This is a genomic window from Saccharothrix hoggarensis, from assembly GCF_042678885.1.
In the GTDB taxonomy this organism is placed as follows: domain Bacteria; phylum Actinomycetota; class Actinomycetes; order Mycobacteriales; family Pseudonocardiaceae; genus Actinosynnema; species Actinosynnema hoggarensis.
The window spans coordinates 1-10,914 of the sequence record NZ_JBHTLK010000232.1 but is presented as its reverse complement, the minus strand read 5'-3'; the positions used below and the strand labels follow the sequence as shown (position 1 = coordinate 10,914).

General features: G+C 73.7%; 9 protein-coding genes and 1 pseudogene. 8 read left to right on the top strand and 2 right to left on the bottom strand.

Annotated elements, in window-relative coordinates:
* Positions 1-73 precede the first annotated feature (73 nt).
* Positions 74-1,246, bottom strand: coding sequence for a pyridoxal phosphate-dependent aminotransferase (locus ACFQ3T_RS29995; protein WP_380728334.1), 1,173 nt, complete (start codon positions 1,244-1,246; stop codon positions 74-76).
* A gap of 80 nt (positions 1,247-1,326) precedes the next feature.
* On the opposite strand from ACFQ3T_RS29995, the gene ACFQ3T_RS29990 reads away from it, so the two are divergent.
* Positions 1,327-2,532, top strand: a complete 1,206-nt coding sequence (locus ACFQ3T_RS29990) for a DUF445 domain-containing protein (RefSeq protein ID WP_380728338.1) — start codon at positions 1,327-1,329, stop codon at positions 2,530-2,532.
* 177 nt (positions 2,533-2,709) lie between these two features.
* Here ACFQ3T_RS29990 and ACFQ3T_RS29985 read toward each other — a convergent pair whose 3' ends face one another.
* Positions 2,710-3,246, bottom strand: a complete 537-nt coding sequence (locus ACFQ3T_RS29985; protein ID WP_380728332.1) for a CGNR zinc finger domain-containing protein — start codon at positions 3,244-3,246, stop codon at positions 2,710-2,712.
* Positions 3,247-3,398: 152 nt separating this feature from the next.
* Here ACFQ3T_RS29985 and ACFQ3T_RS29980 point away from each other — a divergent pair, with 152 nt between their 5' ends.
* The 7 genes and pseudogenes from ACFQ3T_RS29980 to ACFQ3T_RS29950 form a co-directional block, all read left to right on the top strand.
* Positions 3,399-3,923: a PadR family transcriptional regulator gene (locus tag ACFQ3T_RS29980; RefSeq protein ID WP_380728331.1), complete on the top strand. Its 525-nt coding sequence runs from the start codon at positions 3,399-3,401 to the stop codon at positions 3,921-3,923.
* 23 nt (positions 3,924-3,946) lie between these two features.
* Positions 3,947-4,660, top strand: coding sequence for an ABC transporter ATP-binding protein (locus tag ACFQ3T_RS29975; protein ID WP_380728336.1), 714 nt, complete (start codon positions 3,947-3,949; stop codon positions 4,658-4,660).
* Positions 4,657-6,954 carry an FtsX-like permease family protein gene (locus ACFQ3T_RS29970; RefSeq protein ID WP_380728329.1) on the top strand — a complete coding sequence of 766 codons (2,298 nt, stop codon included), beginning with the start codon at positions 4,657-4,659 and terminating at the stop codon, positions 6,952-6,954. The genes ACFQ3T_RS29975 and ACFQ3T_RS29970 overlap by 4 nt, the downstream gene beginning before the upstream one ends.
* Positions 6,955-7,101: 147 nt before the next feature.
* Positions 7,102-9,306: an FtsX-like permease family protein gene (locus tag ACFQ3T_RS29965; RefSeq protein ID WP_380728327.1), complete on the top strand. Its 2,205-nt coding sequence runs from the start codon at positions 7,102-7,104 to the stop codon at positions 9,304-9,306.
* A 107-nt stretch (positions 9,307-9,413) separates the two neighbouring features.
* Positions 9,414-9,962 carry an RNA polymerase sigma factor gene (locus ACFQ3T_RS29960; RefSeq protein ID WP_380728325.1) on the top strand — a complete coding sequence of 183 codons (549 nt, stop codon included), beginning with the start codon at positions 9,414-9,416 and terminating at the stop codon, positions 9,960-9,962.
* On the top strand, positions 9,959-10,387 hold the full coding sequence (locus ACFQ3T_RS29955) for a hypothetical protein (RefSeq protein ID WP_380728323.1): 429 nt from the start codon (positions 9,959-9,961) through the stop codon (positions 10,385-10,387). Before ACFQ3T_RS29960 ends, ACFQ3T_RS29955 begins: the two co-directional genes overlap by 4 nt.
* Positions 10,384-10,914, top strand: a pseudogene (locus ACFQ3T_RS29950) (hypothetical protein); the annotation flags it as partial. The gene ACFQ3T_RS29955 and the pseudogene ACFQ3T_RS29950, both read left to right, overlap by 4 nt.

Genomic DNA, 10,914 nt, shown 5'->3' with positions numbered 1-10,914 from the left:
CACCCGGTCCCTGACCGCCTACGACCACTGACCGACTTACGCATTACTCGTCTAGCCCGAACGCGCGGTCCGGTCAGGCGCTCAGCTTCCGCAGCCGGTCGATCGCCTCGTCCAGCACCTCGTCGCGCTTGCAGAACGCGAACCGCACCAGGTGCCGCCACTGCTCGGGGTGGTCGGCGAACACCTGCACGGGCACGGCGGCGACGCCGATCCGCTCCGGCAGCTCGCGGCACAGCTGCGCGCCGTCGGTGAAGCCGAGCGGCCGGACGTCGGCGGTGATGAAGTACGTGCCCTCGCTGGGCCGCACGGCGAACCCGGCGTCGGTCAGCCCGGCGGACAGCCGGGACCGCTTGTCCTGCAACGACGTCCGCAGGTCCGCCACCCAGTCCAGCTCGTGGCGCAGCGCGTGCGCCACGGCGGGCTGGAACGGCGCGCCGCCCACGAACGTCAGGAACTGCTTGGCCGCCCGCACCGCGCCGACCAGCTCGGCCGGACCGCACGCCCAGCCGATCTTCCAGCCCGTGCAGTTGAACGACTTGCCCGCGCCGGAGATGGTGACGGTCCGCTCCGCCATGCCGGGGAACGTCGCCAGCGGCACGTGCTCGCGGCCGTCGAACACCAGGTGCTCGTACACCTCGTCGGTGACGGCCACGAGGTCGTGCTCGACGCACAGCGCGGCGACGGCGGCCAGCTCGTCCCGGTTGAGCACCGTCCCGGTCGGGTTGTGCGGCGTGTTGAGCAGCAACACCCTGGTCCGCGGCCCGATGGCGGCGCGGAGGGCGTCGACGTCCAGCCCAAGCCGGCCGGTGCCCGGCTCCTCGACCAGGCCCACGGTCCGCCGCGACGCGCCCGCCAGCGCCACCGACGCCGCGTACGAGTCGTAGTAGGGCTCGACCAGCACGACCTCGTCGCCCGGTTCGACCAGGCCGAGGAGGGTGGCCGCGATGGCCTCCGTCGCGCCGACCGTGACCAGGATCTCGGTGTCCGGGTCGTAGTGCGTGCCGTACCGCGCCCGGTGCTCCGAGATCGCCTGCCGCAGCTCCGGCATGCCCGGACCGGGCGGGTACTGGTTGAGCCCGGCGTCGATGGACGCCTTGGCGACCTCCAGCATCCCCACCGGGCCGTCGGTGTCCGGGAAGCCCTGCCCGAGGTTCACCGCTCCGGTGCGGTTCGCCAACGCGGTCATCTCCGCGAAGATCGTCGACGTGAACGGCCGCATCCTGGGGACTAGCGCTGGTACCCGCACAAGTCCGAATCTTCACGGACAATGACGGCGTGGAGCAACTGACCGCCGCTGACCAGCTCAAGCGCCAGGGCCTGCGCCGGATGAAGCTCGTGGCCACCGGCTTCTTCCTGGCCGCGACCGTGATCTTCGTCGTCGCCCTGCTGTTCGAGGACGGGGGCCCGGCCTGGATCGGGTACGTCCGCGCCGCGGCCGAGGCGGGCATGGTCGGCGCGCTCGCCGACTGGTTCGCCGTGACCGCCCTCTTCCGCAGGCCACTGGGCCTGCCGATCCCGCACACGGCGATCATCCCGACCCGCAAGGACACGTTCGGCGACGCCCTCGGGTCGTTCGTCGGGACGAACTTCCTGTCCGAGTCGGTGGTGCGGGACAAGCTGCGGCGGGTCGGGTTCGCCCGGCGCGTCGGCGAGTGGCTGTCGCAGCCCGAACACGCCGAACGGGTGACGTCCGAGCTGGCCAACGTGGTCAAGGGCGCGGTCACCGTGCTGCGGGACGACGACGTGCAGGCCGTGGTCGAGCAGGCGCTCGTGCGGCGGCTGGTCGACCAGCCGTGGGGTCCGCCGCTGGGCAAGCTGCTCGGCCAGGTGCTCACCGACGGCGCGCACCACAAGCTCGTGGACCTGGTGTGCGACCGGGCGTACGACTGGGTGCGCGACAACTACGACCGGGTGATGGGCGTGGTGTCCGACCGGGCGCCGTCGTGGTCGCCGAAGTTCGTGGACTCGCTGCTCGGCGACAAGGTGTACAACGAGCTGCTGGACTTCGCGTGGGCGGTGAAGACGAACGTCAACCACCCGATGCGGCTGGCCGTGGACCAGTTCCTGATCGAGTTCGCGGGCGACCTGCGGACCGACCCGGCGACCATGCAACGTGCGGAGGTGGTCAAGCAGCAGCTCGTGGAGCACCCCGACGTGCAGCGGCTCATCGGGTCCGCGTGGGGCACGGCGAAGAAGATGCTGCTCGACGCGGCCGAGGACCCGTCCTCGGAGCTGCGCACGCGGGTGCGCGAGGGCCTGGTGTCGTTCGGCCGCCGGTTGGTGGAGGACGAGTCGATGCGCGCGAAGGTCGACGGGTGGCTCGAAGGCGCGGCGGGGTACGTGGTGACCAACTACCGCCACGAGATCACCACGCTGATCACGGACACGGTCGAGCGCTGGGACGCCGAGGAGACGTCGCGCAAGATCGAGCTGCAGGTCGGTCGGGACCTGCAGTTCATCCGCATCAACGGCACGGTCGTCGGCGCGCTCGCGGGCCTGGTGATCTACACGGTCGGCCAGCTGGTCGTCTGACCCGGGACGTGAACCCGCCAGGCCGCCGAGACGCGCGCGCCCGAAACCACACGCCCGACGTTCACGCCGACGACGCCCACGCGCTCGATGCCCACGCCTCCAGCGGCCACGCGAAGCCACGTCCGACGCCCACGCCGACGGAACCCGCGCGTCACCCGACGCGCGGGCCGTCGACGCTCAGGTCACGCTCAGCGCACGCCGTTCCCGCCAGTTGCGCGCCTTCTCCCGGTTCCCGCACGTCTGCATCGAGCACCAGGTGCGCGAGCGGTTGCGCGAGCGGTCGAAGAACGCCCAGCGGCAGTCGTCCGCCTGGCAGATCTTGAACCGCTCCCAGGACCCGAGCACGGCCAGCCGGGCCGCGGCGCCGAGCACCGCGCCGAGGGCGTCGGTGCTGGACATCGTCGGCACGCCCTGGCTGAGGTCGACCCGGACCAGCCCCGCGGCGGGGGTGGGATCGGGTCCGTCGTGGCGTTCACCCAGCGAGGCCCGCAGCGACGCCCGGGCCGCGCGGACCTCCTCCGGGTCGCCCGGGCGGCCCAGGCCGCGCTCGGTGACCCAGGCGCGCCACGCAGCGGCGCTGTCCAGGACGTCCGTGCCGAGTTCGAGATCTCGGGTGTTCAGGAAAGCGAGCAGCAGCTCCACATCGTGTTCCGCATCGCCGGCTCGACCCTGCGTGAAAGCCGCGTGGTCCCAGCCGGCCGCCAGACCAGTCACCCCTCCACTGTAGGCGTCGAAGAGGCCCTTTGTGGCGAAGTAACCGTCAAACGCCTGTGACCGGTTAGCCCGACCGCGCACTGACTCCTGCCCGACCGTTCCACCGATCGGGCTATGAACCCTGTGTATACACCGTGTGTATAGTCGGCCGCATGTCGATCGGACACACCCTGCTCGGCCTGCTGGAAAAGGGCCCGCGGCACGGCTACGACCTGAAGAAGGCCTACGACGAGCGCTTCGGCCAGGACCGGCCGCTGCACTACGGGCAGGTGTACACGACGCTGTCGCGCCTGCTCCGCAACGGCCTGGTCGAGGAGGCCGGGGTCGAGGCGGGTGACGGTCCGGAGCGCAAGCGGTACGCGATCACGGACGCGGGCGTGACCGACGTGGAGCACTGGCTGGGCACGCCGGAGAAGCCGGAGCCCTACCTGCAGAACACGCTCTACGCGAAGGTCGTGCTGGCGCTGCTGTCCGGTCGCAGCGCGGACGACGTGCTCGACGTGCAGCGGGCCGCGCACCTGGCCACCATGCGCGAGCTGACCCGGCGCAAGGCCGCCGGCGACCTCGCCGACCAGCTGATCTGCGACCACGCCCTGTTCCACCTCGAAGCGGACCTGCGCTGGCTGGAGCTGACCGCGGCCCGCCTCGGCCAGCTGAAGACGGCGGTGTCCCGGTGAACGCGGCGGACCGGGTGGACCCGTTGTCCCCGGCGGGCGAGGCGGCCGGGGGCGAGCCGGCGAAGGCGTTGCTGGAAGCGGTCGACCTGCACAAGTCGTTCGGGCCGACGCCCGCGCTGGACGGCGCCGGGCTGAGCGTGCGCGCGGGCGAGGTCGTGGCCGTGATGGGCCCGTCCGGCTCGGGCAAGTCGACCTTGCTGCACTGCCTGGCCGGCATCCTCACCCCCGACCGGGGCACCGTGCGCTACCGCGACGTCGAGCTGAGCGCGATGGGCGACGGGCCGCGCAGCGAGCTGCGGCGGAGCGACTTCGGGTTCGTGTTCCAGTTCGGCCAGCTGGTGCCGGAGCTGACGTGCCTGGAGAACGTGGCACTGCCGTTGCGGCTGGGTTCGGTGAAGCGGCGCGCGGCCGAGTCCCGGGCCCGCGAGTGGCTGGAGCGGCTGGAGGTGGCCGACGTCGCGGACAAGCGGCCCGGCGAGACGTCCGGCGGTCAGGGCCAGCGGGTCGCGGTGGCGCGCGCGCTGGTCACGGGCCCCCGCGTGGTGTTCGCCGACGAGCCGACGGGCGCGCTCGACTCGCTCAACGGCGAGCGGGTGATGCAACTGCTGGTGACCGCGGCGAAGGAGACCAACGCGGCGGTGGTGCTCGTGACGCACGAGGCCCGCGTGGCGGCGTACTCCGACCGCGAGGTCGTGGTGCGCGACGGCCGGTCGCGCGAGATGGAGCCGGTCAGGTGAGGACGTGGTTCGCCGACCTGGCGCTGGGCGTCCGGCTGGCCCTGGGCGGCGGGCGCCCGTCGTGGGTCCGGCTCGCGCTGACCGGCGCGGGGATCGGCGTCGGCGTGGCCGTGCTGCTGGCGTCGGCCTCGTTGACGACGGTGCTGTCCGAGCGCGCCGAACGGCAGGCCGCCGCGGTGCCGGTCAACGCCCGGCCGGGCGCGGGCGACGTCCTGCACACGGCGTTCTGGACCACCGAGTACCGGGGCGAGACCATCTCGGGCTACTTCGTGAAGGGCAGCGGGCCCGCCGCGCCGGTGCCGCCGGGCCTGCCGAGGGTGCCCGGCGACGGCGAGGTGTTCCTCTCGCCCGCGCTCGCGGAGCTGCTGGAGTCGTCGCGGGGCGACCTGCTGCGCGAGCGGCTGCCGCAGCGGGTGGCCGGGGTCGTCGGCCAGGCCGGGTTGAACGCGCCGCACGACCTGCTGTTCTACGCGGGCGACGCGACCGTGGAGGCCGACGAGCGCTCCGCCATCGGCGCGTTCGGCGGCGAGGTGCGACCGCGCGAGCTGGACCCGGTCCTGTCGCTGCTGATCATGGTGGGCGTGGTCGCGCTGCTGTTCCCGGTGCTGGTGTTCGTCGGGATCAGCACCAGGTTGGCCGGGTCGGAGCGGGACCGCAGGCTGGCGGCGCTGCGGCTGGTCGGCGCGGGGGCGCGGCGGGTGCGGCGGATCGCGGCGGGGGAGTCGCTGCTGGGCGCGTTCGTCGGCCTCGGCGTCGGCGCGGCGCTGTTCCTCACCGCCCGGCAGCTGGTGGAGCACGTCCGGATCATGGGGCTCAGCGTGTTCGTCGGCGACCTCACCCCGTCGCCGCCGCTCGCCGTGCTGATCTTCGTGCTGGTGCCGGTCCTGGCCGTGGTGACGTCGATGATCGCCATGCGCCACACGGTGGTCGAGCCGCTGGGCGTGGTGCGCCGGACGAAGCCCGTGCGGCGGGCGCTGTGGTGGCGGCTGATGCCCGTCATCATCGGCTCGGGCGCGTTGATCAGCCAGAGCGGCACGCTCGGTGGCACGCGGGCCGACGCGTCGGAGCCGGTCGTGATCGGCGGCATCCTCATGCTGCTGCTGGCCATCCCGGCGCTGCTGCCGTGGGTGGTGGAACGCGCGGTGGGCCGCCTGCGCGGCGGCGCGCCGTCGTGGCAGCTGGCGATCCGCAGGCTGCAGCTGGAGAGCGGCACCGCGGCCCGCGTCGTCGGCGGCGTGGCCGTGGTCCTGGCCGGCGGCATCGCCCTGCAATCGGTGCTCGCGAGCGCCGAGAGCAAGATCGTGGACCGGCCGATCCCCGAGGCGGACAAGAGCCGGATCACGATCAGCATGCGGGACGCGTCGCCCGAGGTGGTCGACCAGACCGTCGGCCTGCTGACGCGCTCGGTCGGGGTGGAGCGGGTGCACCCGACCCGGTCGCTGGGGTTGACGTGGGGCTCGGACGAGTACGACTCGGCGCTGGTCGGCACGTGCGAGGCCCTGAGGGCGCAGGCGGACCTGCCGAGTTGCCGGGACGGTGACGCGTTCTACGTCGACACCGACTTCGCGCGCAGCTCGGCGCGCACGCGCATCCAGCCCGGTCAGCGCGTCGTGGTGATCCAGGACTACGAGACCGGCACCTCCGGTCCACAGTGGACTGTCCCGGAGTTCACCGCGGTCAGGCCACGCCCGGGCGTGACGGACGTGCAGTCGGGACTGCTGGTCACGCCCTCCACCGTGCGCGACCTGCCCGTCACCTCCGACTTTGCCACCGTCCTCGTGCTCGTGGACCCGGACCAGCCGGACATCGCGGAGCACGTGCGCAACGCGTTGGCGCCGATGACGTGGCGGGCCTACGCGTCCTACTTCGGCTCGGCCGACGTGTCCCAACGGGTGCGGGAGTTCCAGAGCATCCGCCAAGCCCTCCTGGCCGGTTCGCTGATCACGCTCCTGCTGGCCGGCGCGAGCCTCCTGGTGCTGGCGCTGGAGCAGGTGCGCGAACGCAGGCGGCCGCTGGCCGTCCTGGCGGCGAGCGGTGTCCCCAAGGGCGCGCTCGCGCGGTCGCTGCTGTGGCAGAACGCCGTGCCGCTGCTCCTGGCGCTCGGCGTGGCCGTGGCGGTGGGCGGCGGCCTGGCGATCCTGCTGTTGCGGATCATCGCCCAGCCGACGGTGCTGGACTGGCCGGGCATCGGCATCCTCAGCGGGGTCTCGGCCCTGATGGTGGTCCTGGTGACCGTCCTGTCCCTGCCGTCCCTGCACCGGGCGACCGGCGCGCTGGGCCTGCGCTCCGAATGACGAACCGGGGCCGCGGCGGATTCGCGGTCACGTCGCACCGCCAGGCCACGCCGCGGGCCTCCGCTGCGTCTGAAGAGATGTGATCACCATGCTGCAACCCCACGGAGCACCCCGCGCGGGCCACCGGAGCGCCCAGGACGCGCTCCGATGAGGTGGGCGACCGACCTGGTCCTGGGCATCCGGCTGGCCGTCGGGGGCAGCCGGACGTCCTGGGCCAGGTTGGCGCTCACCGCGGCGGGCGTCGGCCTCGGCGTCACCGTCCTGCTCCTGGCGGCCTCCATCGGCCCCGCCCGCGAAGCGAAGGCGCAACGCGTGCAGGCCGCCGCCGTCACGTGGACCAAGGGCGACCACACGCTCAAGGTGCGCGACGTCAGCGTGTCGTGGCAGGGCCGGCTGATCACCGGCGTGGAGCTGGCCGCCACCGACCCCGACGCGCCCGCACCGCCCGGCGTCGGCCGCATCCCCCGGCCCGGCGAGCTGGTCGTGTCACCGGAACTGCTGGACCTCATGCGCACCGAGGACTCGGTCCGCGCCCGCTTCCCGGAGAGCGTCATCGGCGTGATCGCCGACGCCGGCCTCCCCAGGCCCAAGTCGCTGATCTTCTACGCGGGCCTGCCCGAAGCGCACCTGGCCGGCGCCACGTCGGCCACCGGGTTCGGCACCGACCTGCGCCCGGCGACCCTCCTGCCCGTCTACCGGCTCCTGATGGTCGCCGCGATCGGCGCGCTGCTCGTCCCGCTCGGCATCTTCATCCTGGTCGCCACCCGCCTCGGCGCCACCGGCCGGGAACAACGCCTGGCCGCGATCCGGCTGGTCGGCGCGTCACGCACCCAGATCCGCTGGATCGCGAGCGGCGAGACGTTGACCGGGGCGGTGCTCGGGCTGTTCGTCGGCGTGGCGCTGTTCTTCGCCGCACGGCCGCTCGCCCGGTTCATCGAGGTGGAAGGGGTCGGCTTCTTCCCCACCGACCTGCTCCCGGACCCGCTGCTCGGCGCGGTGATCGCGGTCGGCGTGCCGGTGGTCGCCGTGGTGTCGGCGCTGCTCGCCGTGCGCACCGAGGACGTCGGCCCGCTCGGCCTGTCCCGGTCCGTCGAGCTGCCGAGGCACCGGGCGTGGTGGCGGTTCGGGCTGATCGGCGCGGGTGCGGCGCTGATCGTGGTGATCTCCGTGGTCGGCAGCTACTGGGAGGTGATGAGCGACGCCCGCCTGGCCGCCGTCCTCGGGCTGGGCATCGCGCTGGTCCTCGCCGGCACGGGCGCGGTGCTGCCGTGGCTCGTCCGCGAGGTCGCCCACCGGTTCGAACCCGAAGGCGTCGCACCGCTCCTCGCCCTGCGCGCGCTCCGCTTCGACGCGGGCACACCACGCGTGTTGTCCGGGGTCGTCGTCGTGCTGACGGGCTCGTTGACGCTCCAGGTCCTCCTCGGCGTCGCGGCCCAGTTCACCGCCGAGCCGCCGTCCGACACGCCCGGCCGCTGGGTGCTGCTCGTGCCGCAGCACACCTCCGTCCGACCGCTGGAGGAGGCGATCGCGCTGGTCGGTGGCGTCCGCCAGGTCAGCGAGGTGCGCCTGCACTCCAGCCGCGACGCGGTCGTCACCAGCACCGACTGCACCGAGATCGCCGAACGCCTCGACGTCGACGACTGCGTGAACGGCTCCGCCTACCTGGTCGGCACCGACGTCGGCCCGGAACCCGGCACCCGGCTCCTGGTCAACGGGCAGCCGTGGGTGGTGCCGCGGTACGCCGTGGTGCCCGACGCCCCGGAGGCCCACCCCGGCCTCGACCGGCCGCACGGGCTCGTCGTGGCCGGTGGCTCGGACCCCGTGCTGGCCGCGATCCCGCCGTACGAGCTCGTCGTGCGGGGCGACCCGGACGAGGCGTTCGGCGATCGGCTGCTGGCCGCCACGAGCCGGACGGACCGCGGCGTCGTGCTGCGCCGGCCGTTCGGCGCGGGGCAGGTCGAGCTGTTCACGTCCCTGCGCGGCGGCGTGATCGGCGGCTCGGTGCTGCTCACCCTGCTCGCCGTGATCGGACTCGCCGCCGCGGCCGTGGACCAGGTCTTCGAACGCCGCCGGCCCACGGCGGTGCTGGCCGCGAACGGCGTGCCGCCGAAGGTCCTCGCGCTGTCCGCGCTGTGGCAGTCGGCGATCCCCGCGGCGCTCGGCATCGGGCTGGCCATCCCCATCGGCCTCGGCACGGCCTGGCTCGTCGCGCCCGCCGACCGGTTCCGCCTGGCCTGGACGGAGATCGCCACCACGGTCGCCGCGGCGGCGGTCGTCGTCCTCGTGGTGTCCCTGTGCACGCTGCCGGCGCTGCGGTCGGCGATCCAGCCGAGCAGCCTGCGCACCGAGTAGCCCCTCACCGACGCACGGAAACGATCACCGGTTCCCTCGACCACACCATCGGGCGGCAGCGGATTCGGCGCGGTATCCCCAGGTCAGGAGCGGTGCTCTCTCGGTGCATGCCAGAACCGACCAACACTGAGCTGATCTTCCGCGCCCGAGCGGGCGACGCGTCCGCGTGGAACGAGATCGTCCGCCGGTACGCCCGCCTGGTCTGGGCGGTGCCCCGCTCGCACCGGCTGAGCCCCGACGACGCGGCCGACGTCTGCCAGGCCGCGTGGCTCGCGCTGGCCGAGAACCTGGCCCGCATCGAGCGACCCGAACGGCTCGGCGCGTGGCTGGTCACGACCGCGCGCCGGGAAGCGCTGACCGTGCTGCGCCTGCGTGGCCGGGAACGGGTGGTGCACGACCTCGGGGACGTGCCCGACGACGCGCTGTCGCCCGAGGACACAGCGCTGGCGGGCGACGCCGGCCCGCGGCTCTGGCGCGCGTACGTGACGCTGACCGACCGGTGCCGGGAGATCCTGCGGCTGGCGGCGTTCGCGCCGGACCTGACGTTCGCGCAGGTCGCTGCGGCGGTCGGCGTGCCGGTCAACAGCCTGGGCGCGACCAGGGGTCGGTGCCTGGCCGTCCTGCGCCGCCGCATCGGCGTCGAGGTGGCCCGATGACCGCCGACCGCGACCTCCTCGACGCCCTCGCCCACCTCGTCGACCACCTCGACCCGCCGCCACCGGCCCTCGCCGCCCGCGCGCTCTCCGCGCTGGACGAGCGCACCGACGCCGCCTCGTTGCGCCTGCTCAGCGACACGGCCCGGGTCGACCCGCCCGGCATGCGCGGCTGCGCCGGCGTCCGCACGCTCACTTTCACCGGCCTGGACCTGCAACTGGACCCCGGCGCGGACGGCCTGCACGTCACCGGCCTGACGCCCGCGAACGCCGGCGGGCTCGCCGCGGTGCGGTGGCCGGGCGGTGAGGCCACCGCGCCGATCGACCCGGCCGGCTGGTTCCACGTCGACCACGTGCCGCACGGCCCGGTGAAGTTCGTCCTGCGCCGCCCGGACGGCGACCACGCCACCCCGTGGTTCGTCGCATGACCCCCGTCGAGACCTGGCAGCCCAACGCGCCCCTGGACGCGCAACCACTGGACGCGCACCTGGTGGACGTCGAACTCGACCGGGCGTTGGCCGAGGGGGACGCGCTGTCGGCGGTGCGGTGGAACGAGCACCGCCTGGCCCGGCGACCGGAACGCACCCCCGGCGCCCACGTCCCGCTGACCGACGTCCTGGGCACTCTGGAGGATCACGCGGTGCTGGTCTTCCTCAGCCACCGAGGCCGGCTCGCGGCGGTGTCGATCAGCGGCGGTCGGTCGCGCGTGCACGACTTCGGCGAGGCCAGGACCGCCGCGCGGTACGTCCGGTCGCTGTCCCTCGGCACGCCGCCGCACGCGGTCGCGTGGCTGGACCGGCTGCTGTGGCCGGCGGGCGACCGTCCCGTCGTGGTGGTGCCCAGTCCCGAGCTCGAACGCATGCCGTGGGCCGCGCTGCCGTCGGCTCGCGGGCGGGCGGTGTCGGTGGCTCCCTCGGTCCGGTGCCGGCACCGGGCCGACTCCCGGCCGTTGGCG

What these genes read in the sequence shown, in the direction of transcription:
- ACFQ3T_RS29990 (WP_380728338.1), top strand. Translation starts at nt 1,327, where the DNA reads ATGAAGCTCGTGGCCACCGGCTTCTTCCTGGCCGCGACCGTGATCTTC.
- ACFQ3T_RS29980 (WP_380728331.1), top strand. Translation starts at nt 3,399, where the DNA reads ATGTCGATCGGACACACCCTGCTCGGCCTGCTGGAAAAGGGCCCGCGG.
- ACFQ3T_RS29965 (WP_380728327.1), top strand. Translation starts at nt 7,102, where the DNA reads ATGAGGTGGGCGACCGACCTGGTCCTGGGCATCCGGCTGGCCGTCGGG.
- ACFQ3T_RS29960 (WP_380728325.1), top strand. Translation starts at nt 9,414, where the DNA reads ATGCCAGAACCGACCAACACTGAGCTGATCTTCCGCGCCCGAGCGGGC.
- ACFQ3T_RS29955 (WP_380728323.1), top strand. Translation starts at nt 9,959, where the DNA reads ATGACCGCCGACCGCGACCTCCTCGACGCCCTCGCCCACCTCGTCGAC.